The organism is Candidatus Hinthialibacter antarcticus (assembly GCA_030765645.1).
GTDB classification, from domain to species: Bacteria; Hinthialibacterota; Hinthialibacteria; order Hinthialibacterales; family Hinthialibacteraceae; genus Hinthialibacter; species Hinthialibacter antarcticus.
In genome coordinates, this window is record JAVCCE010000057.1 from 1 (window position 1) to 26,657 (window position 26,657).

Annotated in this window: 21 protein-coding genes; 14 read left to right on the plus strand and 7 right to left on the minus strand. The window is 52.2% G+C overall.

Going from position 1 to position 26,657, the window contains the following annotated elements; genetic code table 11:
- The first annotated feature begins 185 nt into the window (after window positions 1-185).
- The 6 genes from P9L94_12905 (at window position 186) to P9L94_12930 (ending at window position 10,703) form a co-directional block, all read left to right on the plus strand.
- Window positions 186-1,319, plus strand: a complete 1,134-nt coding sequence (locus P9L94_12905; GenBank protein MDP8244978.1) for a methyltransferase domain-containing protein — start codon at window positions 186-188, stop codon at window positions 1,317-1,319.
- 507 nt (window positions 1,320-1,826) lie between these two features.
- Window positions 1,827-4,472, plus strand: coding sequence for a flagellin (locus tag P9L94_12910; protein MDP8244979.1), 2,646 nt, complete (start codon window positions 1,827-1,829; stop codon window positions 4,470-4,472).
- Window positions 4,473-4,594: 122 nt separating this feature from the next.
- Window positions 4,595-4,942, plus strand: coding sequence for a flagellar protein FlaG (locus P9L94_12915; GenBank protein ID MDP8244980.1), 348 nt, complete (start codon window positions 4,595-4,597; stop codon window positions 4,940-4,942).
- Window positions 4,943-5,310: 368 nt separating this feature from the next.
- Entirely contained in the window at window positions 5,311-7,641 is a 2,331-nt protein-coding gene (gene fliD / locus P9L94_12920) for a flagellar filament capping protein FliD (protein ID MDP8244981.1), read from the plus strand.
- Between the two features lie 97 nt (window positions 7,642-7,738).
- Complete coding sequence (fliS, locus tag P9L94_12925) at window positions 7,739-8,335, plus strand: flagellar export chaperone FliS (GenBank protein MDP8244982.1); 597 nt, start codon at window positions 7,739-7,741, stop codon at window positions 8,333-8,335.
- Window positions 8,336-8,591: 256 nt separating this feature from the next.
- Complete coding sequence (locus P9L94_12930; protein MDP8244983.1) at window positions 8,592-10,703, plus strand: hypothetical protein; 2,112 nt, start codon at window positions 8,592-8,594, stop codon at window positions 10,701-10,703.
- Window positions 10,704-10,762: 59 nt separating this feature from the next.
- Here P9L94_12930 and P9L94_12935 read toward each other — a convergent pair whose 3' ends face one another.
- Window positions 10,763-11,407 carry a DUF1080 domain-containing protein gene (locus P9L94_12935; GenBank protein ID MDP8244984.1) on the minus strand — a complete coding sequence of 215 codons (645 nt, stop codon included), beginning with the start codon at window positions 11,405-11,407 and terminating at the stop codon, window positions 10,763-10,765.
- 191 nt (window positions 11,408-11,598) lie between these two features.
- Entirely contained in the window at window positions 11,599-12,162 is a 564-nt protein-coding gene (locus tag P9L94_12940; protein ID MDP8244985.1) for a hypothetical protein, read from the minus strand.
- 194 nt (window positions 12,163-12,356) lie between these two features.
- On the opposite strand from P9L94_12940, the gene P9L94_12945 reads away from it, so the two are divergent.
- Both P9L94_12945 and P9L94_12950 read left to right on the plus strand, forming a co-directional pair.
- Entirely contained in the window at window positions 12,357-15,011 is a 2,655-nt protein-coding gene (locus P9L94_12945) for a valine--tRNA ligase (protein ID MDP8244986.1), read from the plus strand.
- Window positions 15,012-15,238: 227 nt separating this feature from the next.
- Window positions 15,239-16,555 (plus strand): amylo-alpha-1,6-glucosidase, encoded by a 1,317-nt coding sequence (locus P9L94_12950; GenBank protein ID MDP8244987.1) that lies wholly within the window; start codon window positions 15,239-15,241, stop codon window positions 16,553-16,555.
- Window positions 16,556-16,587: 32 nt separating this feature from the next.
- On the opposite strand, the gene P9L94_12955 is transcribed toward P9L94_12950, so the two are convergent.
- Window positions 16,588-17,175, minus strand: coding sequence for a Uma2 family endonuclease (locus P9L94_12955; GenBank protein MDP8244988.1), 588 nt, complete (start codon window positions 17,173-17,175; stop codon window positions 16,588-16,590).
- A gap of 292 nt (window positions 17,176-17,467) precedes the next feature.
- Entirely contained in the window at window positions 17,468-17,926 is a 459-nt protein-coding gene (locus P9L94_12960; GenBank protein ID MDP8244989.1) for a polymer-forming cytoskeletal protein, read from the minus strand.
- A gap of 155 nt (window positions 17,927-18,081) precedes the next feature.
- Here P9L94_12960 and P9L94_12965 point away from each other — a divergent pair, with 155 nt between their 5' ends.
- Together P9L94_12965 and P9L94_12970 are read left to right on the plus strand one after the other, a co-directional pair.
- Entirely contained in the window at window positions 18,082-19,503 is a 1,422-nt protein-coding gene (locus tag P9L94_12965) for a sigma-54 dependent transcriptional regulator (protein ID MDP8244990.1), read from the plus strand.
- Entirely contained in the window at window positions 19,504-19,836 is a 333-nt protein-coding gene (locus P9L94_12970) for a DUF1232 domain-containing protein (GenBank protein ID MDP8244991.1), read from the plus strand. It begins immediately after the preceding gene.
- 568 nt (window positions 19,837-20,404) lie between these two features.
- On the opposite strand, the gene P9L94_12975 is transcribed toward P9L94_12970, so the two are convergent.
- A complete protein-coding gene (locus P9L94_12975; protein ID MDP8244992.1) occupies window positions 20,405-20,605 on the minus strand; it encodes a hypothetical protein in 201 nt (66 codons plus the stop codon).
- Window positions 20,606-20,865: 260 nt separating this feature from the next.
- Window positions 20,866-22,539 carry a hypothetical protein gene (locus P9L94_12980; GenBank protein ID MDP8244993.1) on the minus strand — a complete coding sequence of 558 codons (1,674 nt, stop codon included), beginning with the start codon at window positions 22,537-22,539 and terminating at the stop codon, window positions 20,866-20,868.
- 216 nt (window positions 22,540-22,755) lie between these two features.
- Between P9L94_12980 and P9L94_12985 the strand changes: the two genes are divergently transcribed.
- Entirely contained in the window at window positions 22,756-23,757 is a 1,002-nt protein-coding gene (locus P9L94_12985) for a MoxR family ATPase (GenBank protein ID MDP8244994.1), read from the plus strand.
- A 4-nt stretch (window positions 23,758-23,761) separates the two neighbouring features.
- Window positions 23,762-24,412 (plus strand): dTMP kinase, encoded by a 651-nt coding sequence (gene tmk, locus P9L94_12990; GenBank protein ID MDP8244995.1) that lies wholly within the window; start codon window positions 23,762-23,764, stop codon window positions 24,410-24,412.
- A gap of 238 nt (window positions 24,413-24,650) precedes the next feature.
- Here tmk and P9L94_12995 read toward each other — a convergent pair whose 3' ends face one another.
- Window positions 24,651-24,836 (minus strand): hypothetical protein, encoded by a 186-nt coding sequence (locus tag P9L94_12995; GenBank protein ID MDP8244996.1) that lies wholly within the window; start codon window positions 24,834-24,836, stop codon window positions 24,651-24,653.
- A 202-nt stretch (window positions 24,837-25,038) separates the two neighbouring features.
- On the opposite strand from P9L94_12995, the gene P9L94_13000 reads away from it, so the two are divergent.
- Entirely contained in the window at window positions 25,039-25,719 is a 681-nt protein-coding gene (locus P9L94_13000; protein ID MDP8244997.1) for a hypothetical protein, read from the plus strand.
- Window positions 25,716-26,525 (plus strand): hypothetical protein, encoded by an 810-nt coding sequence (locus P9L94_13005; protein ID MDP8244998.1) that lies wholly within the window; start codon window positions 25,716-25,718, stop codon window positions 26,523-26,525. The genes P9L94_13000 and P9L94_13005 overlap by 4 nt, the downstream gene beginning before the upstream one ends.
- Window positions 26,526-26,657 lie beyond the last annotated feature (132 nt).

The following is a 26,657-nucleotide window of genomic DNA, read 5'->3' on the forward strand; positions in this document are numbered from 1 at the left end:
ATTACTTTATGATAGATGGGGGCTGGGCCGCTTGGTCGTCCCGGCCCCCGTTTGGTTTACCGCCGCTGGCCTCAATGTTCGACCCTCCGAATTAGAAAGGACGCACAATGGAAACCGTTTCCTGCCCCATTTGCCATAGCGAAAGTTCTCACTCATTCTGGTTTTGGGAGAACGAAGACGTCTTGATGCGTGAATGGGCTCCTGATTGCCGCCTGCATTTCTCCATCTGCCGTCATTGCGCTGCGATTTTTCAAAACCCGCCTGCGCCCTTAGGTGAAGATTCGTTTGCGATGGACTCCATCATGGATACAAACGCGGAACAGTCTGTTCAGGCGAATGAAGCGCTGGATTGGCTCAGTCAATTTTCCGGGCGGGGACAAGAACCGTTTCGGGCATTAGAACTCTATACGAAATCCTCAAAATTAGAGGAAGCGCTCAAGGCCAAAAACTGCGATGTGACTGCGGTTTCCGCCAAAGAGTTTCTTGAAAAGGATTTTAGCCAAAATGAACCCTACGACATCGTCTTTTGTTTTGAGGTTTTGAACGAAACCAGCGATCCAAACGGGATCGTTCAAAAGGCCCATTCGGTTTTGAAAGACGATGGCGGATTGTATGTGGATGTGGTTAACCCTCTGGTGTTGCCCCGCGCCAACCAAATGTGTTTCACCGGCAGCCAACGAACGTTGTTGACGTTTCCAACGCTCATGTATCTCACCTACAAAAATGGCTTCCGCAATATGATCGGGGAAGTCACTGGCAGCGCCCGTAGTTATATGAAGAAAATTGATGTTCCTGACACGGTTTCGCTAAGCGAAGTGTCATCGAAAGATTATTGGTCGTATGTGACCTACCGCTGTGAGCGGAATTACTGGTTCTCATGGGTGCTGCGTTTTTTAGTCAATTTTATGAAATCGCGCCAAGTAGACGCCAACGCGTTAGATACGGCTCGCAACCAGTTGCGCCATGACCCGCAACATATGCAGATTGTCCGTGAGGCCTGCGGCGTGATGTTGCTCTTTGCGCAAGAAGTCCAAACTTTACAGCAATCGCTGTCCGGCGACTGGCACCAAACCATGGCGCGCATCTTCACAATATTGAAAGATGACTTGGTTCTATTCGACCTGCTGCAATTGGAACCGATGGAAAACATGGGCCTTTTGGCGCCAATGAACCGGTTTTATCTGAATGAAAAAATGATTTATGTTTCAGAAGCGGAGTACTTCAAGAAATACTTCACACAAGAAGACGCCGAGCATTTGTGTAAGAATATCTTTAAATCGAGCCAAACCGTGGTTGGCCATCTCAGTTCGTTCTTATAAGAGGCTGCCCGGGCGGGATATACCCCAAAATCAACTTTTTTAAATGAGTTAGAGCGCAAAGACGCGGCAGATTTTGCCGCGTCTTTCATTTTGAGAGAAAAAATTTCCGCCTTTTGCTCAAGGTTTTTTGTAAAGGCGACGATATCTGAAAGCAGCAGTATTACCCAAATTCTAAAAATAAGGTTGCTTTAACGACCATAAGTTTAATATTTGAAAGGAGTACCGGTAGGTCGAGTTCTTACATAGCCCATTCGCGCCGCATGGCGCCCTAGGTTGACGCCCTAGAGATTATGGGATGAATGTTTTGATGGAAATCGGGGCCTTGCCCCACCAGCCGAAACTCTTTTAGCCAGACGATGGTTTCGACGCTTCGCACCCGGCGGAACCAGAAGCGGCTAAAAGACGGCAACCAAACTCTAAAAACCAAAACTTCGTGGTCCGCTTCGCACCCGAGACCACGCCTTTCGGCAAGGATGCCTTAAGGAAAGTTCATGGAGGAAGAAAAGAATGACTATTTCCAGAATCGTTAACAATGTAGCATCCGTCAATGCAAACCGAAATTTGGACAACTCCCAACGGGCGCTGTCTAAATCAATTGAACGCTTGTCATCAGGTTTACGCATCAACCGCGCCGGCGACGACGCAGCGGGTTTGACCGTTGCCAACCGTTTACGTACGCAAGTTCAAGGTTTGAACCAGGCGGTTACCAACGCTTCGCAGGGCATCAACTTGATCGCCACCGCAGAAGGCGCGTTGGAAGAAACCACAACACGCTTGAATCGTATCCGTCAGTTGGCCGTTCAGTCGGCGAACACGGCGGTTAACGATCTCGGCGCCCGTCGCGCTTTGCAGGACGAAGTCTTCCAGAGCATCGACGAAGTTACCCGTATTGCGAACACCACCCAATTCTCAAGCAACTTCTTGTTGAATGGCGACTTCTCCATTCAATCTGAAACGATTGATGGTCAGGAAGACATTGGTCTGAGCGTCGATGCGTCTCCCGTTGCTTCGACTTTAGGTAGCGGCAAATCGTTTTTGAACATTATTAAAACAATTGACGGATCCTCGCAGATTATCGCGGGCGACAAAAAAGGCGAAACGCAGGTATTGAACACAGGCATCACCAACCAAACTGACTTCGCCGTTAGTATGGCGTTCTTCTCAGAAGGCAACTTGGGCGTGGGTTCAGCGGTTGGTTCGTCTACGGGCATAAACGCCACGACGGATGTCATGGTTCACACTGGCGGCGGCGCCGCGAGTAAGTTCTTTAACGGCGTTTCAATTTCCCGTACTGACGTGTTTGTTTACAGCGGCGTGTTGTCAGACGGCGTAACCCAATTCAACGGTTCTATTAGCGCGACGCACGTTGGCGCTGCTATTACCTTCGCTGGCTTTACTTCATCGATCAATTCATCCATTAACGCTGCTGAAGCCGCCTTGTTTGGCGACTCTGCGTCTGTTCCTGATGAGTATCGCACCTTGGCGACTGCTGAAGTTGGGGCCGCGGGTCGAAATGCAAGCAATGCTGGTCGTATTCGCTTAAGCAGTGAAAACGGCGAATTGATTAACCAAGCCAGTTTGAATATCACATTGGTCAGTTCCGTTGGTACAATCAATACGTCAGCCAACGGCGTAACCCGTTCTGGCGAAATCGGTACTGACTCTGCATTGGCTGGACAAGGCCAGGTCGGCAACTCGATTACTGCGATCACTGGTTCAACCTTCGGCGCAGGGCAATTTGATATTCAAGTCGAAGACGTCCAGGCGGCGCAACAGCGTAAAGTTGAAAGCACTGTTACCTTCCGTGATGGTAACGGCGCGATTCTTAATCGTACCGTTTCGTTGGACGGCGCCGGTTCAGGCCGTACGCTGGAATTAAACGGTTCATTCGTTAACGGTGTTTACACAGGCGGTACCACGTTGGCTAGCGGCGACACCGTTACGTTGACCGGAAGCAACTCGGATGGAACCACCTTCCAGAGCTCCTTTACGTTTAACACCGTTCCGGGCGCTGGTGACTTTGACGCCAGTTTCAATGACTTCACCTTCTCCAGCATCTCCGGTCTTGTGAGCGAAATGAACTTCCGCACCAGTAATTATGGCGCGGCGGGTACATTGGGCGCTTCTACTCTGACTGGCGGCTTAGAGAACGGTAACCAAACACGCTTTGAGGATGCGCTCTTTACCTTTACAGCCAATGGCTCAATGCAATTGGTTGATGATACTGGTAAGGACGATTCAGAAACCGCCTTTACCCTGACCTTTGATTTCCAACAGAAAATTGATGGTGCAGGTGTTGTAACTCGTAACCAAAGCACGGTTCAGGATGACGCCCTTCTACAACAAGAAGGCTTCTTTGAATCGGCTGCGTTCCGTGTCGACGGCGGCGACGCCGTACGCGCCAAGGCGGGCGACGTAATCACACTGGCGGCGGCGGAAGCGACGGTTGAAGGCGTTCCGCAAGAGCAACTCACATTCCGCGTCGGCAGCGGCTTCTCAGCCGGCGTCGATAAGTTAGAAACGTCGCAAGACCAGTTTGTTGGTAAGTTGAACGGTGGTTCTGAAGTTACGTTCACTAACGGCGACCAGGACGTTGTCTTTATCGACGGTAACAGCGGCGGCACGCGAGGCGTGGCCAAGTTTGTGACGGTTGACTTCGATAACGTGGTTGACGTTACCCAACGGGCTGATGGTTTGCCTGATGCGGGCCGTACGGTCATCATCTCGACTGTCAACAGTTCGCTGAACTTCCAGGTCGGCGCGAATGCAGGCCAGGCGTTCAGGGCCAGTATCGGTGACTTGCGCTCTGAAAACCTCGGCTTCGGCCAGGGCAGCGGGCGTACGGTTTCTGATATTGATATCACCACCATCGACGGCGCGAATGAAGCCATCCGAATCGTGGACGAAGCGTTAGGGCAGGTCAACAAGACCCGTTCAATCCTCGGTGCGGCAACCAACCGTCTCGAAGCAACGATCTCAAACTTGAGCGTCAGTGCTGAAAACTTGACGGCGGCTGAATCGCGAATCCGTGATGCAGATATTGCCCGTGAATCCAGTGACTTTACCAAGAACCAGGTGCTCTTACAGGCAGGCGTATCGATTTTGGCCCAGGCCAACTTCCAAAGCCAGTCGTTCTTGGGACTTATCGGGTAATCGGTCACTTCGATCACTTAATGCGAACAAGTATGGGGAGCGGAGCGAACGCTTCGCTCCCCGGTTTCGCTTCCGAAGGCGCATTGGCCGCATGACGGTAGTTCGCAACGCAGGAGACGACCATGAACGTGGAACCCATAAAACCCAATCTCGACCACGTTTTTACGCTGTCCGCCTTACACGAAGAGCCGCTTCACTCGTCGCGCTTTTCACTGGAAACACCCACCGTTGAGAAAAGCGAACCCGCTGCGGAACCTGCCGACAAGCCGGTGAACCGCATCGAAGCAGCCAGTGGATTGGCTGACCACCGGGTCAATTTCCGGTTTGACGAAGGGTCAGGACGCACCATCATTCGCGTGGTTGATTCAAAAACCCATGAAGTGCTGCAAGAGTTTCCCCGCAACCAAATTCTCGAAATTACCGAGAGAATGAAGTCAATCATGGGCGTATTTTTTGATCGCGAAGTCTAAGGGCTCCCCCTTTCTTGCATCGAGAAGAGAGGGGGAAGGCTTAGCAGTATTCCCTCCCATTCCATTTTTGGTCTTTCCTTTGCATTTAATCTAGTCACGAACATTCGCTTGAACGGAACTGGTTTGATGTAACCTGTTCGTTTTTATTCACTTAATCATTTTGATTGATTTGGTGGATAAAATCGACAATTCAGTGAAGTAGGTAAAAAGTGCCTGTTCGTAGAAAGTGCAACGAGAATCATGAAGCAAACTCTCAACTTTTTAGGGTTTTCGCCGATACTAAAACAAGAAGAAGTAATTCTCTTGTTTCAATTTGTATTATTTTATTACGGTTGCATAGGTTTTTTGGGCGAAAGAGGTAACCAGCGATGAGCAATTTCGCGATTGAGGGTCTTATATCCGGTTTTGACACAACCGCGTTGATCGACGCCATTCTCGACATTCAGGTTCGAGGGCCGATCTCACAAATCGAAAGACGCGTAGAAGGCGAGCAGCAGAAATTAGGCTCGTTTCAAACGTTGAATGCCAATGTGTTAGGGCTTGACGTTACCTCGCAAGGGCTGCGTTCTACCGCATTGTTTGATACCAAATCGGCGAATTCGTCGAATGAATCGATTTTGTCAGCCAGCGCCAACAGTTCTGCATCAAAAGGCGCATTTCAGGTGCGCGTCGATAATCTTGCCAAAGCTGACCAGGTTTCTTCCGACATATTTCTCGATGCCAATGAAGAGATGGGTTTTTCCGGCGATTTTTTAATTAATGGACAAAAAATCAGCGTTAGCGCTAGCGATACGTTGCAGACCATTTCAACTCAGATCAACGCATCCGGCTCAGGCGCAAACGCTTCAGTGATTCAAACCGCCGCAAACCAAACCAAACTGGTGATTTCTGCTGCTGATACGGGCGTGAACCGGTTGGAATTTCGCCAAGTCGGCACGTCATCTATTTTAGACGACCTTGGCTTGATTGGTTCGGGCGCGAGCGTTGATTATACAGTAAACGCTGACAACAACGGCGCACTGAGCGACTTGTTCGATCCGCTGACCGACACGTTTGATTTCACCGGAAAAAGCATCACCATCAATGATTCGGGCGGACAATTTGCGCTGGACGTGAACTTCAGCGGCGTGTTAGACCTGACAGGCGTCGCGAGTGAAATTAACGCGGCCTCTCAGACGGCAGGCGCGAATATTAGCGCAACGGTCGTGACTGAAGGTTCCGAAGAGCGTCTGCAAATCAGCAGCGCCACCGGCATCCCCAGCAATTTTAACGATCCAGATAATGTGTTATTTGATTTAGGCATTGTCGGCGGGGTCCAGAGCGAAGATTTTACATCTTCTGTTCTGTCTGTTGCAGACATTTTAGACTTAGAAGGCTCGACGGATTCTACGTTTCGGATTACCAACGGCGACGGTTCTACTTTCATTGACGTCACCGTCAATTTCGGTACGGATTCATTGGTCGATATCGCTGATAAAATTAATACGGCCGCCACGCCTCCGCCGCCGGGTTCAGATATCAGCGCTCAGGTTATCACCGTCGGCGGCATCTCCCGGTTGGAGATCAGCAGCGCGTCGGGCAATGCCATCTTCAGTAACGACGCCAATAACGCGCTAAGCACCTTGGGCGTGATTGACTCTGATTTTAAAAACTACGACCAACAAGGCGAAGACGCGCAATTTACCTACAACGGAATCACGGTCAATCGGAAAAGTAATATTGTGACCGACTTGGTTGAAGGCATATCGATTGCGATGAAAGAAGAGAGTTCTTCGTTTGTTACGATTTCAGTTAACGAAGATTATTCACAAGTCGAAAATACGGTGCAGAGTTTTGTCGATTCGTTCAATACGGTCATGGGTTTTATTGACGAACAGACGGTGTTTGATCCTGACGGCGCGAACGGCATTCTTTTCGGTAATGATACTGTGCGCCGGTTGTCGAACTCGTTGGCGAACTCAATCAGTTCCTTTATTCCCAACTTGCCGGGATTAAGCCTATCCAAACTTAACGAAGGCGCGGGGATTGATCTTGGCAAAATCAAAATTACGGACCGTTCGGGCGCCAGCGCAGAGATCAACTTGAATGATGCCAGAACGGTTCAAGATGTTCTCGACGCGATTAACTTAAACGAAGATATCAAAGTCAAAGCGTCAATCAACCAAGCGGGAGATTCAATTAACTTAAGCGATGAATCCGGCGGGTTTTTGAAATTTTCCGTAGAGGAAGTGGATGGCACGACTGCGGCTGATCTGGGCCTCTTGCGCCAGGTGTCAACCAACCGCATCGCAGGCGGAATTATTGGCGCCGGCGCCGGACGAACATCGCTTGCCTCGATTGGCATCGAATTGTCGGCGACGGGCGAGTTGACGTTTGATACCACGAAATTAAGCCAAGCCTTGAATGATAATCCTGAACTGGTGAAAAACCTGTTTACGGCTAGCAAGGTTGGTTTTGGCAACGTGTTTCAAGATTCACTAAAAACGTTTACCGCCTTTGGCACCGGTATTCTCGATTCGGCTGAAAAAGCGATTGTCGATAACATCGAACGGCAGATTGTTCGCATTGAAGGTATCGAAGAACGCGCTGCTATTCAAGAACAAGTTTTAAGAAAACGCTTCACTGCGCTCGAGGTCACGTTGTCTCAATCACAACAGATTACTCAGACGCTGACCCAGGCGTTTAGCAGCGGCCGTTAATTTTTGCTCAATAAAATGAGTTTGCTTCCGATATAATATAGTAAGCATTTACGAAGCGCTTGTCGTTTGAACGCTTAGAAATTGAAAGGAGGAGCCAGTGGCGGCGCAAGTGGATAATCCGCAACAACGGTATTTGAAAACCCAGATCGAAACCGCAAGCCAACCACAGTTGTTGGTGATGATTTTTGATGCGGCCGTGAAAAAGTTGCATATATCAAAGAAAGCCATTCAAGAAAAAAACATCGAAAAAGCCCATACCGAACTGACCAAAGTCCAAAAAATTTTCACCGAACTGATGATCGCCCTGGACCTCGAAAAAGGCGGCGAACTGGGTACGAACCTTTTGCGGATTTATGATTTTTTATATCACCATCTGGTCAAAGCCAATATTAAGCAAGATATTGCCATGATTGACGAAGCCATGCCGATTGTGGAGAACTTGCGTTCGGCCTGGACGGAAGCAGTCGAGAAATATACTCAGGAACAACAGGGCGACGCGCCCATGGTTCCCAATGAAAAAACGGCGGCCAAGTTTGATAGTATGGCGGCCAAATTAACTAAGCCGAAAGCGCCTGCTGCGACCGCGCCCTCCGCGATGAAACCTAAACCCCCGGCTTATCAACCAGCGGCGTTTTCATCCCCAACGCCTACGAGTTCTGAAGAAGAACGTCCGCGTTTAAACATCCAAGGCTAGAGCGTTTGTCAAAAAGATGTGCGTAAAGCGCGCCCGTAGCCTGCCTGCCGTAGGCAGGGGCTCAGCGATAGATACCGTTACGGAAACTCAATCCGCGCATAATTCTGGCAACCACTATGAAATCCGCTCTGCATTGTTGTTTTCTCTGAATCTCATGCGCGTGTGATATCCATTCCCATTAGCCAAACCTTCCAATTTCGCGATAACGTGTATAGATGAAGGCGTTGCAGCAGGAGCGCCCCGGGAGGTTGTATTCATGAGAACTTTAATCCGTATTCTACCGCTATTCAGTGTTTTAATTTTTACTCTCTTCGCTTTTGCGCAAGAACCCGCGCCGTTGTTTCGCGCCAATTGGAACGATATTGATTTCGCAGGCGCCGGTTGGACCACTCTGCCCGCGAGCGGATTTGAACCCGCCGATACGCGGATCGGTTTGGTTCCGACCAACCCAAACGATCAGTCCGGCGAACCGGGGCGTGGGGTTTTGGTGACTGCGGCGCCGGGGCAGGGAACGCTAGCGTTTGGCCCGGTGGTTGCCGTCGGCGACGACCCCGTTTTGTTGCGGCTTTCGGTTTTGGCGAGTGCGCCGGGCGCGGTGATTGCGATGGGCGTGTTTGACGTGGCGCCGGACGGCTCTATTTTTGATACTGACAACACTGGGTTCTTTCTGTTTGAAAACGACAGCGCCGAGTTTGTTGACGGCTATGTGCGGCTGACGGCGTTTTATAATCCCAAAAGCAATGCGGTGATTCCGCTGATTCAGTTTGCCGTACAGCCCGGCGGCGACGCACCGGTCACGGGCATGTTTGAAGACTTCGAGATATTTCCGTTGGACGCCGCTACGGTGAGCGACCCGGCCCTGCAATCGCTGTTCGGCGTCGAAGGCGGTGTTGAACCCACGCCCACGCTTACGCCGACTCCCACTCCAACCCAGCCGCCAATAGACCCGACCCCGACGCCGGGTGAAGTTCCCGATTTTGAGTTGGAATTTTTCATCGACGTATCGCCGCTTGACGACGGCGCGGCGGCGTCGGACGCGGACGTTGCGTTTGATCGCGACGGCAAGTACGTCTATTCAGCGGCGGACAGCACATTGGGTTTTCGTGACGCCATTCTCTATGATTTCGACGCTGAGTCCGAAACCGTGAGCGACGCCGTCGCAGTCAACGAACCGTTTGAAGATACGCGGGTGAATGACACGGCGATTGAGATCGGCCCCGGTGCGAATCGCATGGTGGTGTGGTCTGACGACCGTCGGCTCGATAAGCACGAGGGTATTTTCTTGACCTCGGTGAATGAAACCTCCGAGCGGTTGTTCATTGAGGACGTGTGGATCAACGAAGCGTTTGACGATACCGATGCGATCAATCCATCCATCGACCTGAACGATGCGGGTGAGATGGTTGTTGTCTGGCAAGATGACCGCTTTTTTGATACGGCGATTTTTGCGCGCCGCTTCAATTGGGACGGCGCCGATTTGACTTCAAAAGATGATGTTGATCTATTAGCGAATATTACCTTTGAAGACACGGCCCCCGCCGACCCGGACGTCGCGCTGGGCGATGACGGACGTATTGTCGTGGTTTGGTCAGACGACCGCATTGCTGTTGAGGGACAGCGCCGAAACGATGTCTACGCGCGTTATTTCAAGATGAAAACCGACGCCAGCGAAGACGGTGTGGTTCCTGATTCGAACAAAGAGATTCGCGTGAGCCTCACGGATGAAGTGTTTGACCACGCAACGACGCCGCGCATCGCGTTTGGCGGGCGCTATTTTCTTGCCGTATGGGTGAATGAAAACCCCGACACCCATCAACGAAACATTCACGGCGCGGTGTTAGAAGACGACGCCGATATCCGCGTGACCGAGTTCATCATCGACCTGGGCGAATCCACCGCGCGCGCAACCGCGCCGTCGGTCGCCAAGTGGGACGAGGACCAGTTCGTTATCACCTGGTATGACGAAGCGACGGGCGAGATGTTCGTCGAATTTTATGATGCGCGCGAAAACGCTTATCTGACCGACCCCGTCGTCTTAACGGACAATATGGATGGCGTCGCCAATACGGCGGTAGCGGTCGGCGGCAACCGGGTGGTTTCTGTCTGGGACAACCTGTTTGAGGGATTGAGTGAGGTGACCTCGATTTCGATGGTCGTGAACGCTGAGGGCGTACGGAAGCAATCCGCTGCGCGTATGGTGGAAGCGCCGGGCGGCGGGTTGTATCAGAAGAGCGCTGCCAAACTGGTGACGCAACCGCGCGCATTGCTCATTGAAAAGACATCCCTGGTGAAAAAGCAAACCAAGCCGCGCCGCAACGGCGATGCTAGAAAAACGATACGAACGCAGTCAGCGGTGAAGAAGTTATAAAATGTTCTGTTAGCCGATCCCTCCCCCAAGATGGGGGAGGGATCGAAGTAGCGCAATTCTTACTTCAGCGGTTTGACCATGATGTCTTTGACAAGCACCTTGCTGCCGGGGTCGTGCGCCTGGATGGCGAAGGTTCCGCTGGAAAGTACGCGCCCGGTGCTGCCGTCGGGACCACCGAAGCCTTTGGGCTGCGTCCAATTGACTGCGACCTTATCGTTGATCTTAATCAAGACGTTGTCGCCCTGCACCTTAATATAGTAATCAAACCAGACTTCATCTTTGGCGCCGAGTTCTTTCAACTTGTCGGTATTCACGTCGTCAACCTGATAGAGGCTGCCGGTCATGCGCGGCTCTTTTTTCATCGAGTTATTGATCTGCGACTCGAAGCCTTTGCTGGGCCAGCCGTCTTGTTGAAATTCGGTGTGGAAGTAGATGCCCGAATTGGCGCTGGCGAAGGTCATGACCTTGGCTTTGAGTTCAAAATTCTTGAAATTGTGTTTTTCAACGTCTCCGACGTAAAACAAGTGCGAACGTAAACCGTTGACCACGATGGCGCCGTCTTCGACTTTAAACGAACCCTCTTTATCTGAGAACTTCCAACCGTCTAACGACTTGCCGTCAAACAGCGAATGCCAGCCGTCTTGCGCGAAGGCGGGGGCGGCGAGCAAGGCGAATGCGACCAGGTACAACGAAAATTTCTTCATAACGAATCTCCTTTTCCTTTAACAATGATAAACATCTTAATTTTGTAAGAACATTTGCATGGCTTCTTCTACGCTTACGCTAAAGAACGAATGAACATACGACGGATGATCGCGCAAGGGAAGGTTCGCGCAGTTGATTGGTCGTTACGAGAAATGACGTTTGTTCCATCACACAAGCGGATAATGCAATTCTATTGTTTGACTCCCTCATCCATTGGAAGGATGAATTCTTTCTCCCAAATAATTTCCGCGTCATATGGAAGAAACACCCCGCCCGATGTTTGAGTATGCAGTTTTTTGTTTTTGCACTTGCACAGTTTTAATCGTATTTCATTACGTACGCTTGAGGTTAATGTAAATTCGCGTTCGAGATCGTAGGTCATGCCCGCATCCAGCGTGAAGATTTCGGCGTCTTGGGTTGCGCCCGCCGTAAACACGCTGTCGTTTCCGTCTTCGTTGTATGTTCCTTTCGTATTCACTTCAACGCCTAAATACTGTGTCTTGTTGCTTTTATTTGTGACCGTTATCAGCAATGAAAACTTCGATAGTTCGGTATGATTGAAGCGCACCCGCTGCACCAGCAGTTCTTTGTCTTCGTCCCAGATGATCTTGTCGTTTAATTTATACGGCATCGGCACCGTCGACGCGATGCTGCGCAGTTGATAAAAACGAAAAAACACGTCGCTGCGGTAGAGCATGAATCCGATAACGAATAGCACAAAGATGATCCAAAATGCCATCCGCACAAATTTCATTGGACAACGCCTCTCATTCATTTTTATTGTATGTTGTCAACTAACACAGCCTATCATATCGTCAAAGGCCCCGTCTATCACAAAAGTAAGACCCTTTGCGGAAGCCGCCCCGCTTCGTATACTCTGCAATACTGCAAATACAGCAAAATAGTTCATTTTTAAATAAAGAAAGTCAGGGCTTACCGAGAACTCTCATGGAAATTTCCAAACGCTACGACCCGCGCGCCGCGCGTGAAACCTGGTATCAATTCTGGCTCGACCGCGACCTGTTCAAAGCCGACCCGAATTCCGACAAGCCGCCCTTTTCGATTGTGATCCCGCCGCCCAACGTCACCGGGCGGCTGCACATCGGCCATGCGCTCAACAACACCCTGCAAGACATCCTCTGTCGTTGGAAGCGCATGGAAGGCTTCGAAGTGTTGTGGATGCCCGGCACCGACCACGCCGGAATCGCCACCCAGAACGTGGTGGAAAAGAGCCTCGCCAAAGATAATATCACCCGCCACGACCTGGGCCGCGAGAAGATGCTCGAACGCATCTGGGAATGGAAAGAAGAATACGGCAACGCCATTCTTCACCAGCTGCGCTACCTGGGGTCGTCATGCGACTGGTCGCGCACCCGCTTCACCATGGACGAAGGCTGCTCTCATGCAGTGCGCCGCGTGTTTAAAAAATTGTTCGATGACGGCTATCTCTATCGCGGGCATTATTTAGTCAACTGGTGCCCGCGCTGCCACACGACATTGTCAGACGACGAAGTGGAACACATCGACAAAAACGGCGCGTTTTATCATGTCCATTATCCGCTAGCCGACGGCAGCGGACATCTCACCATCGCCACCACCCGGCCCGAAACCATGTTGGGCGATACTGCTGTGGCGGTGCACCCCGAAGACGAACGCTATCAAGACATCATCGGTAAGGAAGTCATCCTGCCGTTGTTAGAACGCAAGATTCCCGTCATCGCCGACGAATACGTTGACCGCGAATTCGGTACCGGCGCGCTGAAAATCACCCCCGGCCATGACATCAACGACTTTGAAATCGGCAAGCGCCACAACCTGGAAGAGATCAACATTCTCACTCACGACGGCGCCATCAATGAAAACGGCGGGCCGTATCAGGGCCTCGACCGTTTCGTTGCGCGTAAGAAAATCGTCGCCGATCTGAAAGAACAAGGCTCACTCGAAAAGATCGACGAGATGAAACACCGCGTCGGCTCCTGTTATCGCTGCACCACCATCGTCGAGCCGTATCTCTCCGAACAGTGGTTCGTCAAGATGGAGCCGCTGATGGAGGAACCCATCAAAGCGGTGCGCGACGGGCGCATTAAGTTCGTTCCCAAAAACTGGGAGAACACCTATTTTTCCTGGGTGGAAAACGTGCGCGACTGGCCGGTCTCGCGCCAGATTTGGTGGGGGCACCGCATCCCGGTGTGGTATTGCGACGACTGCGGCAAGATGACGGTGCCGCTCGAAGACCCCGACGCCTGTGATCACTGCGGCAGCGCAAAGATCAAACAAGACGATGACGTACTCGACACCTGGTTTTCCTCAGCGCTGTGGCCTTTCTCAACCATGGGCTGGCCCGAAGAAACCGATGAACTGAAAAAATTCTACCCCACCAGCGTACTGGTCACCGGACACGACATCATTTATTTCTGGGTGGCGCGCATGATTATGATGGGGCTGTATGTGCAGAAAGACATCCCCTTCAGCGACGTGTACATCACCGCGTTGGTGCGCGACGAACAGGGCCGCAAGATGTCGAAGTCGCTGGGCAACGCCATCGACCCCATCGACGTGATCGACGAATACGGCTGCGACTCGGTGCGCTTCACGTTGGCGATCATGGCGGCGCAGGGACGCAACATCAATCTCGCCGAAAACCGTATCGAAGGCTACCGCAATTTCACCAATAAAATTTGGAACGCGGCGCGCTTGATTCTCACCACCGTCGAAGACGGCGAGACGCTGGGCGCTGACCTGCCCGATAACCTTGAGTGGGCCGACCGTTGGGTTCTCTCGCGGCTGCAACACACCATCGCTTCCGCCCGTCATGGCATGGAAGAATATAAATTCAACGAGACCTCCGAGTCGCTCTATCAATTTGTGTGGGGCGAGTATTGCGACTGGTATCTCGAACTCATCAAGCCGCGCCTGTACGGCGACGACCCCGCTGCTTCGCGCACTGTCAAGCAGGTTGCGTTCAAGGTGTTGGAAATCAGCCTGCGTATGCTCCATCCGCTGGTTCCCTTCATTACCGAAGAACTCTGGCAGACGCTCAAGAAACTCGGCGTCACCGAAGGCGACTTCGAAAGCATTTCGCAGACTGAATATCCCAAGGCCGAAGAAGTGCGTATTGACGACGCGCTCGAAGCCAAGGTCAAATTGTTTCAAGAGATGGTGTATACCATCCGTAATATTCGCGGCGAACTGTCGATTGCGCCCAATGTTGAAACCCGCATCGAGTTTAAAACCGCGACAGACGCGCACGATGCATTCTTGCAGGAGTATTACCAACACATCACATCGCTTTGCAAAGTGAATGCTGACTTGGCCGCCGGGCGCGACCTCGACGCCAACCCCGCTGTATCAGTCGGCGTGGTGGACGGCTGCGAAATTCGCGTACATTGGCCTGCCGAGGTGCAGGAGAAAGAGATCGAACGCCTCAAAAAGCAGGTCGAGAACCTGCGCGGACAACTCGAACGCCGCGATAAAAAACTTTCGAATAAGGGTTTCGTCGACAAAGCGCCCGCCGAGGTGGTCGACGCTGAACGCGCCCGCTATGCACAAGACAAAGACGAGTGCGATAAGTTAGAGGAACAACTGGCAACGCTGACGAAGTAAGTGTTGGATAAGAATTGTAGGGTGGGTTCTTAACCCACCGGATGGCAATATATCTTAAAGTTGCGGGGACATCTCTCTTCGCTTCAGTGACCGCTTGTGACGGGCGCAGCCGCTCAGAGAGTTCCACCCGCGCTTTTATTAAACGTAGATCAATCCATCGTCCCCATCTGTATTTACACAACCATTTCATGCTACATTAAATCTAATCCCATTTTGGAGACGACACCATGAATCTATTCACTCGCTTACTCACACTACTACTCTTGCTTTCCGTTTCGACTTCAACCTTCGCATCGAGCATGTCCCCGACCTATGCAAAGGCGATTCTAGAAGACGAACGATTGGACATCGTACTTAAAAAAGCCGAAGAGGTGCTCAAAAGCGGCGCCACGGCGGGAACCTCCTACGGCGAAGTTTGGATCCGCGACTACGCGACCTTTATCGAAATCGCCTGCCGGGTGCGTGGCGCCGAAAGCATCAAAGATGATTTGCTCATCTTCTTCAAATTCCAGGGCGAAGACGGCAACATCATTGACGGGTACATCCCGGTTGAAAAAGCCACTGGCGGGTATGACTACATCGAGTCTCCCTTAGCGCTCGAATATAGAGCGCATAAAAACACCGTCGAAACCGACCAGGAAACCTCGCTGGTCCAAGCCGTGTTTCTCTACGTCAAATCCACCGGCGACCGTTCGATTCTTGATGAAACCATCGGCGGCAAGACGGTGCTTGACCGCATGGAATTCGCCTTGGACTTTCTACTCACCCATCGCTTTACCGATAAGTACGGTTTGCTCTGGGGCGCAACTACGGCGGATTGGGGCGACGTGCAGCCCGGGCACCCTTGGGGCGTGGTGATTGATGAATCGACAAAATATTGCGTGGATGTGTATGACAACGCCATGTTTCTGACCGCGATTGACAATTTTATCGCGCTGCTCGACGACGACGCGCAGCGGGCCGAAAAATGGCAGGCCGTCCGCGATCAAATCGCCGCGAACCTGCAAAAACACCTGTGGGACGCAGACAATCAAAAATATTATCCCCACCGTTACATCGACGGCTCGGCTTTTCCTGACTCGTTTAACGAAAATGAAATTTTTTACTTCGGCGGGACCGCCTGCGCGGCGTTGGCGGGCGCTCTCAGCCAGGACGAACTCCAGCAGACGCTGCTTCAGATGAAAGAACGCCAGGCGAGTTGCGGCGCCGCGACCTTGGGGCTGACGATGTATCCGCCTTATCCTGACGGCTATTTCAAAAACCCCAGCATGAGGCCCTATTCATACCAGAACGGCGGCGACTGGACCTGGTTTGGCGGACGCATGATCCAGGCGATGATTCAATATGGGCGGGTGCAAGAAGCCTATGACGAATTAAAGCCCATGCTAGACCGGGTAATCGCTAACGATGATTTTTATGAATGGTACGACATCTACAACCAGCCGCGCGGCGCGAAAAATTATCGCGGTTCGGCGGGCGTGTTGGGCAAGTCGATTCTCATGCTGCGCGAACTGGCGGACAAGCAACAGGCGGAAGCGAAGTAAGAGCCTGCCCTGCGTGTGAGTCAGCAGGGGGGTCAGGCTTTGGGCGGACCGTTGACGGGCTTCTTGGGTTCTTCTTCGCCAAAGATTTCGATCAACGCAACCGAAACGCCTTTGAGCGACGGCAGATCAACGGTTTGGTCGGGCAGCAGGACTTCGCTCACGCCGTACTTGCCTTTTTTGAGCAGATAGCGTTCAGCCAGTCGCGCATCAGGATCAACTAGCCAATATTCTTTCACGCCGTGGGCTTCATAGAGTGCGCGTTTCTCGCGGCGGTCTTTGGCGGCGGTGGATGGGCTGAGCACTTCGGCGATGAAATCGGGCGCGCCTTCGATGCGGTCGCCTTCCATTTTTTTGGGGTCGCATACAACAAGCACGTCCGGCTGGACAACATCTTCGTCAGACAAGACAACATCCGTCGGCGCAACAAATGGTTTGCATGTTTGGCCTTTTAACATTCGATTGAGTACAGAACCAAAGTTTAAGACTACGTCCTGATGTCTCAGCCTAGGCGCAGGGGTCATGTTATAGATGAACCCGCCGATGAGTTCCCAGCGTTCGCCGTCGTCCCATGAGAAATAATCGTGGATGGTGTATTTTTCGTTTTTCTTCGCCAGCGCCATTGTACGTTTCCCATACTTTCTTATGACGTATTATAGCGCTGAAAATGAATATTTCCCTTAGGGCAGTGTAGTAGGGTGTCCGCCGTGACAGATGAATCCGCCAGTCGTTGGCCTTCTTTCAAAAGCCCCCCTTTTTTCAAGGGGGGCTTTTACCTCGAGGATATTGAATTTTGAATCACCTGGGGGATCAGCCAGACAGGGTAACAAACCAAGGCCGCGAGGCGGGCATTTCTCACTTATTCGCCACGAAAAAGGGGGCGCTATTATTCACTCATGCAACGACTCAGCGATACTACGATTTTTTGGCGTTTTTTGTTTTGTCGGCGGGATCTTTGCGAGCGTATTCTTTATAAAACTCGTCAGCGGAGGCGTCGTCTTTGCCGAACGAAGCGAACTCGGAGAGGACAATCACTTCGGGCTGTATTTGTAAGTCGCCCACGAATTTTCCCCCCTTGAGAATCTCTAACTTTTTGCGCGCCAACATTTTTACATGGGCTTCGCCTTCGACGATGACGTTGAACGCATCAATGTCGCCATTGAGTTTCCCGGTGGGCAGAATGCGGACCGTACTGTTCGAGACCAGGTTGCCCTTATATTCGCCCGCCATATCGAGCGAGCGGCGCACCAACAGGCGGCCTTGCATCTCAACGTCGGCGCCAAGGCGGGAGGGGTTCTCTTCGGCCTCTTCCAGGTCGCCGTCGTCTCCGATTGGGGTTTCAAGATCGTCTTCAGTAAACGAAAAGTCCGACATCTAACTGCGCTCCTCATACCAAGTTAAATTACTATGAACAACATTCGAGGTTCCGTCAAGCGCAAATTCTTTTCCGTCAGTTGTTTTCCAGGGGAGTTACGACCCTATCCGCTTGGGTTATAATTTATTCAATTGTTTTTTTATTGGAAGAATATATGGTTACCGATCCATTGCTGGGAAAGTCAACGATCTTAATTGTTGACGATGAAGAAGACGTTCATTATTCCTTTGGCCGCTTTTTGTCGCCGTTGCAGTGCACGCTGCTCAAGGCGACCTCCGGCGAGGAAGCCCTCGAAGTGCTCAAATATGAGACGCCTGATTTGATTATTATGGATATCAAAATGGGCGGCATGGATGGGCTGTCTACGCTCAAAGAGGTCAACAAACTTCATCATCAATCGCCGGTGATTATGATGACGGCCTTCTCGACCACCACGGCGGCGATTGAAGCCACCCGTCTGGGCGCGTTTGATTATGTGTTGAAGCCGTTTGATCCTCCCAAGATGATGGAGGTCATTCAGTCGGCGCTTTCTACCCGCCGCATGATGCAGAAGTCGGTGGTTTGGGGCGCCAATGAAGGCATGGCGGTCGACGATGACGTGCTCATCGGCAATGCGTCGGCCATGCAAGAGGTTTATAAACTCATCGGCAAAGTCGCCGACAGCGACGCGCTGGTGTTAATCACAGGCGAAAGCGGGACGGGGAAAGAACTCGTGGCCCGCGCCATCTATAGCCACAGCCAGCGCAAAAACCAAATCTTTCTGCCAGTCAATTGCGCCGCCATCCCCGAGACGCTGCTCGAAAGCGAGTTGTTCGGGCATGAAAAAGGCTCGTTCTCGGGCGCCCACGAACGCCGCATCGGCAAGTTTGAACAAGCCCGCAACGGCACCATTTTTCTCGATGAAATCGGCGAACTCAGCATGGTGACCCAAGGCAAACTGTTGCGGGTGTTGCAAGACCAAAACTTCCAGCGCGTCGGCGGGAAGGAATTCATTCAATCCAACGCCCGCGTGATCGCCGCGACCAATTGCAGCCTTGCCGCGATGGTGAAAGACAACAAATTTCGCGAAGACCTCTATTACCGCTTGCAGGTCGTCACCATTCAATTGCCGGCGCTGAGCGAACGCCGCAGCGACATCCCATTGCTAGCGCGCTATTTCGCCAAACGGGCGGGGTTCGAGACGCTGCCGCTGTCGAAAGAAGCCGAAGAATTTTTAATGAACCACGAATGGCCGGGCAATGTGCGCGAGTTGGAAAATTCGATCCAGCGCGCCTTGTTGTTGTCGCGCGGCAGCGTGATTACTATCGACCATCTGCACGCCCAAGGCGGCGCCCGCGACAAGAGCGGCGAGAACGGCCCCGCTTCGCATGAAGTACGCGAGGGGCTGGATTATGCGCTCGACCAATTGTGGAGCCAGATCATTTCACAGCAGCAGAGCCGCTCGATTAAAGTGTATCAATGGTTGGAAACCGAACTGGCTAAGCGCGCCATGACAGAGACCAGCGGAAACCAGGTCAAATCCGCCAAGCTGCTGGGCATCTCGCGCAATACCCTGCGGCAGCGTCTGGGGCTATAAATGATTCGTTCTCGCTTTGGCCGCGTGTTTGATCTCGCCAAAGGGCGCAACCCGATGACGGTGTTGCGCTTTATTCTTCACCTGCCCAATTTTGTGCGCCTGTCGTTTCGCCTGTTGGGCGACCCGCGGGTGCCGCTGCATCTCAAGTTGTTCTGCTATGGCGCGATTGCCTACGTCATCCTGCCGTTTGACTTGCTGCCTGACCTCGCCATGTTTGGCTTTGGATACGTCGAAGACGTGGTCTTGGTTTATCTCGCCTTTAATAAGCTGATGACCGACTCTCCCCAAGAGGTCATCCAGCAACACGTCCAGGCCATTAGCGAAAATCGGTGAAGGTATTGATAGCGCTGTTGTGTTTGCCAGCCTCAGAAAAAGAAATCAACGCGCATTGGTGGGTTAAAAACTCACCCTACGATACGCCCGCAGCAGTGCAACTCTTTCTTCTCTTAGAACTCAGCGCATAACAAAAAAAGGCGCGGGTGCGACTCGTTGAGCGCCTGTGCAATAAGGGCGTGAAGCCCGCACCGAAGCGAAAAGAGACGTGCCCGCGCCTTTGTGATACTTCGGTTGGTGGGTTAAGTATACTTACCCTACAATACACCCGCAGCAGCGCGTCTGGTCATCAGTGATTCATTGTGCGGACGACTTCACCGTCCAATCAAGCGCTCATATTCATCATGGACGCCAATCCATACCCAAATAAAATCATCTCCATCCGCAACAGCAAGAGCGCGATGTGTTAAATCTATACGGACAGACCAAAAGGCATTTACCTTTTTTAAATGCAGAGAAGGATGCCTGGAGTTTTCTTTTAAAAGGCTAAAACATTTGTCCGCGCGTTCACGAACTGTAGTTGGAAGGTTGTTATAGCAATTCCAGAACCGTTGCGTCGTTTGATGCATTACAATGGTTTTAATTGATTGGCGTTTTTTTCTTCAATGGCTTCTTGTACTAAAAAATCTAACTTTCCCGTCGTTGCGTCTTGTTCAATTTGTCCGTCCCACAATTCTCCATCCCGTTCAAGAAATCGTTGGCGAAATTCGCGATATTCTTGTTGGCTTAATTCACGGACCGTTTTTTCTAATTCAGCGACTTTGTTCATAATGAAACCATACTCATTCCAAATTCATTAACTTGCCAAAATTATAGCATGATTTGTTGCTACTTTTTATCACCCGTCTTTCTATAACCAATACACCCGCAGCAGCGCAACCCTTTCTTCTCTTAGAACTCAGCGCATAACAAAAAAAGGCGCGGGTGCGACTCGTTGAGCGCCTGTGCAATAAGGGCGTGAAGCCCGCACCGAAGCGAAAAGAGACGTGCCCGCGCCTTTGTGAAATTTCAAAAAGAGGAGTTGAGAAATCACTCCTTCTTCAAGCGATACACCCGCAGCAGCGCGTCGGTTTTGAAGAAGGTGCGCTCGAACACCATCTCGAATTCTCCCATGTAGGGAACCAGGTTGGCGTATTCATGGGCGCCGCCGAAGAGATCGTCAAAGCGGGCGATCTTCCACGGCGCGGTCGATTGCAGCGTCACCACCGTGTCGGTTTTTCCAATATAAAATTCATGTCGCAAATCTTTGAAGCGTTCTTCTTCGGGAATTTGTCGTACGGGTTCGCCTTTTTCAAATAAGAATAAATGCCGCCAGCGCCAAGGCGCATCGGCAAGCGGATTTTGTTGGGTATGTAGCGATTTGACCAGATGAAAACTGAGCGCGGGTGGGTTGGACAGATCGTGCGAAACCAGCAGCGCGATGTGGTCTTGCGGCGTCACGTGGTCAAGAAACGCATAAATCGGCGCCAGATAATTTTGGTAACGCGATGCGTGGGCTTGGCGGTTGAAATGGCTTTGGTAAGCCAGCGTTCCAGCTATCAATATGATTGTTGCCGCCGCGAGTGCAAATTTTCGGCTGCGTTGCTCATCAACGCGCCATTGTTGCATCATGCCGATGATCGACTCGCCCGCCATCAGATAGAACAAGCCCATTGGAATAAAAATAAAGCGCGTGTCTTTCATGGGGTGAATCACGGCGGCAGTGAAGTGAATCAAAAAACATGCTACAGCAGGATTCGAGATTCTTAGCCGCCGGGAGAAAATCAACGTCAGAATGATCGGCGCCAATAACAACAATAAGAAAAGCGGGTGCGCAAAATAGTCCGAAGGCGCGAGGCGCGGGTAATAGAGCAGGCTGGAAAGACTGAACGGCGTACGCGCATCGGGATTGTTTACGACAAAACCTACCAGGCCGTATAGTTTCGCCATCATAAAGGGCGCTAGCCAAGCCGCCAGCATAAACATCGGGATGCCGAAGAGTATTAAATCTTGCTTATGAAAAAGGCGGGCGATGCTCCAGCGATGTTGCGCCAGCCGCGCCAACCCGACCCCCGCGAAGGTCAAGACCGCGAAATTGTATTTGTAATAAAACAACAATCCCAAAAAGAAGCCCGCGAGTATTGTGCGCCAGAGGGGCGCTTTTTTATCATTCGGCAAAGCGCACAGCGCCGCCAGTACCAGAAATAATCCTGTGATCTCACTCATAATGCTCACCGCGTGGGCGGCGACCAACGGCGAAGTGGTGAACAGCGCCCAGGCGACGCTTGCTCCGGCGGCGTAGAGCAGGGGATGCGTATTGTCTTTCGCCGCGTCGATGCGACGCGCCCGGACAAACCAAAAGAGGATCAAACAGGCCGAGCCGAAATACGAAAACAACGCAATCAGCCGCGCAGCGGGTAGCGTTGCCCCGAACAGCAAAAACATCGCCATCGTGGCCCACGAATGGAGAAACGGCCAAACCACTTGCTGGTTGGTGTAGTTCCAAAAGATATAAAAGTCTCCGTCTTGAACGGCGGTCATCAGCGACGCGCCCCAGGCGCAGCGGTCAAAGCCGTCCCAACAGGGCAGCCCGCCCTCACGGACCGAATAGGTATACAGCCACATCGACAGCACCACCGTCCATGCGGCGAGAAAATAGAAAAGAAATTTTAGAAATTGCCCGCTGCTCAATTTCAGCGTATTTGCGTTTTGTTTGGGTTCCATGTTACCTTGCGCCCTGGTCGTTCGCTTTTGTTTTATAGTGGTTGCCAGAATACTGTGCGGATTGAGTTTTTGTCACTGTATCTATCGCTGGGCCTCTGCCTGCGGCTGGCAGGCTACAGGCGCGATTACTGCACGAAATTTTGACACACGCTCTATGATAGTGTTATTCTATACGTAAATAATCCCCGCGAAGACCAGGCGGATGCGAGGCGCGATATGAGCATTGAACAACGGACGGAGCAGTTCCGAAATCAATTTATGAGATTGCGGGAAGAAGTCGGCAAAGTGGTGGTCGGCGCCGATGAAATCGTCGAAGGTTCATTGATTTGCATTTTCGCGGGCGGCAACGCGCTGCTCGAAGGGGTTCCCGGCCTGGGCAAGACGCTGCTGGTGCGTACGCTGAGCCAGGCGCTCGACCTGAAATTCTCACGCATCCAGTTTACGCCCGACCTCATGCCTGCTGACATCGTCGGCACCAACGTCATCGACCAGAATGATTCCGGGCGTCGCGAATTCCGTTTTGAAGCAGGCCCCATCTTCGCGAACGTGGTTCTCGCAGACGAAATCAACCGCGCCACCCCGAAAACCCAATCGGCGCTGCTGGAAGCCATGCAGGAACACCGCGTCACCTCCGGCGGGCATACCTACACCCTCGAACAGCCGTTCGTGGTGCTGGCGACCCAAAATCCGCTGGAAATGGAAGGCACCTATCCGCTGCCCGAAGCGCAACTCGACCGCTTTATGTTGAAGTTGATTGTTGAATATCCCAGCCGCGAAGAACTCACCGAAGTTCTGGTTCGAACCACTGATAAAGTGGAATTCACGCCCGAAAAAATTATGGACGGAGCAACGGTCAATGAAATGCGCGCCTTGTGTCGCGAGGTGCCGATTGCGTCGCATGTGCGCGATTTCGCGGTGCGCTGCATTCTGGCGACCCATCCCGGCGGCGAGTTCGCCACCGACATGACCAACCGTTTTGTGCGATACGGTTCCAGCCCGCGCGGCGCCCAGGCGCTGATTTTGGCGGGCAAGATTCGCGCGCTGCTCGATGACCGCTACAACGTCAGTTTTGACGACCTGCGCTCGTCGATCAAACAGGCGTTGCGCCACCGTTTGATTCTCAACTTTGAAGGCGAGGCCGAGGGGATCACCGCCGACCGCATATTGGACGATGTCCTCGAAAAGGTGCAGCCAGTCGAGAAAGCGGCGGCAGTCTAACGGCATGGCGAAACCAAGCGCATCAGGATTATTCATCACCATCGAAGGCATCGAAGGCGCGGGCAAATCGACGCTCGCGCAGCGCCTGGACGAGTGGTTTACCCAGCGCGGGCATGTGTGTCTGCGCACCCGCGAACCCGGCGGCGTCCCCACGGCGGAACGGATGCGCGACCTGCTGCTGCATGAGAAACTCAACCTCACGCCCGAAGCCGAGTTGTTCATCATTGAGACCGCCCGCGTCCAATTGATGCACGAGTTGATCCTGCCTGCGTTGCAGCGAGGCCAGACGGTGATCCTCGACCGTCACACCGATTCGACTCTCGCCTACCAGGGCCATGGACGCGGCCTTGATCTCGCTCATCTCAAACAAATTAACCTATTCGCAACCCGGGGCCGCGTTCCCGACTGGACGTTGCTGCTTGATTTAGACGCCGAGACCGGGCTGTCCCGCGCCCGTCGCGATCAGGCCAAGGCGGAGAACCCTGACCGCTTCGAGTCGGAAGCGGTTTCGTTTATGGAACGCGTCCGGCAGGGGTTTCTCGCGCTCGCCAAACGCGAACCGCAACGCATCAGCGTGTTCAACGCGCTGGACGACCTCGAAACCATCTGGGGAAATATTCAATGCGAAGCAGAAGAACGATATGAGTTGCAATAAACAAATAAGTTTTTGTAGGGTGGGTTCTTAACCCACCGCTTGATCCCCCCTGGCGCTTACGCGCCGTCCCCCCCCTTAAAAAAAGGGGCTTTTCTAGTTTTTGTAGGGTGAATTCTTAACCCACCATTTGATCTGAAGCGAGCAGAATTGTACCCATTCCACATGCAGAGAAAAAAAATCCAATTTACGGAAGAACCGTGAAAAATGACTAGGGCGAAAATCTGTAAGGAGTTTTAATTCAGGCGGTTACGTCGAGGTTTTCGCCGAGGCCGTCGATTGAGGCGGCGATTTTATCGGCAGACGCAGATAGTTCTAACTGGCCTGACCCGACGATGATCGCCTGGGTCTGGTCAAGCGTCCTGACCAATAATTCTCCCATGATCGACTGGGCGGCCATGGCGGACGAAAGCGCTGCGATATCCATTTCATCAAGCCTTTTCGGGCGTTTTGGGGATCAGGAAGACTCCCTCGCTATCGTTATCGTCAAGCGGTACTGAATTCTTTAGCGGATTTTAATTTTTTTTTTATGCAGGGGAATATTTGTCCAAATAACGATCTTTTATTTACAACTGGGGTGGGGTTGTGATAGATTAGGGGTAATCCCCACGTGAATAGGGACTTGCGCCATGATCCATCGCATTCGCCGTCGTTATGTTATCGAAGCCGCCGTCGCGCTGGTCGTGTTGGTGATATTGTTCGTCGTCATGGTGCCAAAGTTCCACAACGCACAGGTGCGTACGCGCGTCGCCCATGCGCGGCAAGATTTAACCACGCTGATCGGCGCGATGGACGGCTATGCGCTCGACTGGCCTAATACAGTGGTGCGGTCTCTGACCATGGACGGCGCCAAATATCCAAACCTGACCACAAAAGTGCAAGTGTTGAAAGACCTCGACGGCGGCGACCCGCGCTGGAACATCCTTACGTTTAATCAGGACGCATACGCCGCCTCCCTGGATGCAATCCCCAAGCCGCAGCCGTATTTTGAAGTGCCCGGCAGGACGGAGCGTACGGGTTCGTACAGCATCCGTTGGCATGGCTTTCCCGAGTCTTCGCGGGGAGACGAGTTTGGCGTCGAAGGCTTCACGGGGTATATCGCGACGGCGTTGTGTCCGGCGGCGCGGGCGGCGGGCGCCAGCGACGGCGATGACGCGGGATTTTATTATGTGGAATATGACGTCAGCAACGGTCTCGTCAGCCACGGATTCACGGTGGTAAGAACGCCGTCGATTGTCACGCCAGACTATATCGCCTACGACCGCCGCGCCCGCCAGTGGTGGGATGAACAAGAGAGGACGCAACCATGAAAAGACATCATGTGATTAAACTTTTCGCTGCAGCCGTTGTTATCACGCTTTTATCTGTCGTGATGTTGCCCAAGTTTCAAAAAGCGCAACACACCGCAGGCGTGACGAAAGCGCTGCATGATCTCAGTGAGATTTCAAAAGCAATCGAAATAGTCAACCAGCAAGTCACCGGCGAAAAACGGCTGACGGAAGTTCATCAAGTTTATGTGCGAGACAATAGAGAAGACGCAAAACCCGAGGTGTTAGTGACGCCGCTTACAGGCGTCCAAGACTCCGCCATGAATTCTTGGCAGATGAGTCGGATCGTGGGGTGGGGTCCCTATCCAAACAAAGAACTGAAGGCGCTGCTAACCTTCGATTACCGTCCGCCGCCCGGCATGTTATTGGTGAACAATTATATTTTTAAAAATGAATATCTGATTGAGACGGGCGTTTGGAGAACATTCACTCGCGAGGTGGGCCGCAACCCTCATTCACCATCGCGATTAGACACAATCGCGTTCGACCGCGAAGCCAAACTCCCCTATGTGGGCATCGCCCGCGGGCCTTATTTTGACGCCCACATCGGCGAGCGCAAAGTCGCAACCGCCGAAACCTCATTTACCTTTGGGCGTGGAAGCGTAATGTATCATCGAGCCCGTCTCGTCAGCGATACGCATTATGTAGAGTACGATCCAACTAACGGCATTCGCAGCCACGGCTATGTGGTCTATCGTTCTCCCGCCGGGCCGGTCGTCAGCGTGACCGAGTATTATCCTGACTTTCGCGGGCTGCCGATTGAAAAAGCCGTGCAATCCAGTCCTTGATCAATTTGTCACGATCACAAATCGAATACAGGTGCGGGTACGTCTCTCTTCGCTTCGGTGCGGGCTTACATGCCCTTATGCACAGGCGCTCATAGAGGCGCACCCGCACCTGTTTCATAGATTGCGTATAGA

What these genes read in the sequence shown, in the direction of transcription:
- P9L94_12980 (MDP8244993.1), bottom strand. Translation starts at nt 22,539, where the DNA reads ATGGAACCCAAACAAAACGCAAATACGCTGAAATTGAGCAGCGGGCAA.
- P9L94_12950 (MDP8244987.1), top strand. Translation starts at nt 15,239, where the DNA reads ATGAATCTATTCACTCGCTTACTCACACTACTACTCTTGCTTTCCGTT.
- P9L94_12940 (MDP8244985.1), bottom strand. Translation starts at nt 12,162, where the DNA reads ATGAAATTTGTGCGGATGGCATTTTGGATCATCTTTGTGCTATTCGTT.
- P9L94_12955 (MDP8244988.1), bottom strand. Translation starts at nt 17,175, where the DNA reads ATGGCGCTGGCGAAGAAAAACGAAAAATACACCATCCACGATTATTTC.
- P9L94_12975 (MDP8244992.1), bottom strand. Translation starts at nt 20,605, where the DNA reads ATGAACAAAGTCGCTGAATTAGAAAAAACGGTCCGTGAATTAAGCCAA.
- P9L94_12930 (MDP8244983.1), top strand. Translation starts at nt 8,592, where the DNA reads ATGAGAACTTTAATCCGTATTCTACCGCTATTCAGTGTTTTAATTTTT.
- fliD (MDP8244981.1), top strand. Translation starts at nt 5,311, where the DNA reads ATGAGCAATTTCGCGATTGAGGGTCTTATATCCGGTTTTGACACAACC.
- P9L94_12970 (MDP8244991.1), top strand. Translation starts at nt 19,504, where the DNA reads ATGATTCGTTCTCGCTTTGGCCGCGTGTTTGATCTCGCCAAAGGGCGC.
- P9L94_12935 (MDP8244984.1), bottom strand. Translation starts at nt 11,407, where the DNA reads ATGAAGAAATTTTCGTTGTACCTGGTCGCATTCGCCTTGCTCGCCGCC.
- tmk (MDP8244995.1), top strand. Translation starts at nt 23,762, where the DNA reads ATGGCGAAACCAAGCGCATCAGGATTATTCATCACCATCGAAGGCATC.
- P9L94_12960 (MDP8244989.1), bottom strand. Translation starts at nt 17,926, where the DNA reads ATGTCGGACTTTTCGTTTACTGAAGACGATCTTGAAACCCCAATCGGA.
- P9L94_12905 (MDP8244978.1), top strand. Translation starts at nt 186, where the DNA reads ATGCGTGAATGGGCTCCTGATTGCCGCCTGCATTTCTCCATCTGCCGT.
- P9L94_12985 (MDP8244994.1), top strand. Translation starts at nt 22,756, where the DNA reads ATGAGCATTGAACAACGGACGGAGCAGTTCCGAAATCAATTTATGAGA.
- P9L94_12915 (MDP8244980.1), top strand. Translation starts at nt 4,595, where the DNA reads ATGAACGTGGAACCCATAAAACCCAATCTCGACCACGTTTTTACGCTG.
- P9L94_12965 (MDP8244990.1), top strand. Translation starts at nt 18,082, where the DNA reads ATGGTTACCGATCCATTGCTGGGAAAGTCAACGATCTTAATTGTTGAC.
- P9L94_12995 (MDP8244996.1), bottom strand. Translation starts at nt 24,836, where the DNA reads ATGGATATCGCAGCGCTTTCGTCCGCCATGGCCGCCCAGTCGATCATG.
- P9L94_12945 (MDP8244986.1), top strand. Translation starts at nt 12,357, where the DNA reads ATGGAAATTTCCAAACGCTACGACCCGCGCGCCGCGCGTGAAACCTGG.
- P9L94_13005 (MDP8244998.1), top strand. Translation starts at nt 25,716, where the DNA reads ATGAAAAGACATCATGTGATTAAACTTTTCGCTGCAGCCGTTGTTATC.
- P9L94_12910 (MDP8244979.1), top strand. Translation starts at nt 1,827, where the DNA reads ATGACTATTTCCAGAATCGTTAACAATGTAGCATCCGTCAATGCAAAC.
- P9L94_13000 (MDP8244997.1), top strand. Translation starts at nt 25,039, where the DNA reads ATGATCCATCGCATTCGCCGTCGTTATGTTATCGAAGCCGCCGTCGCG.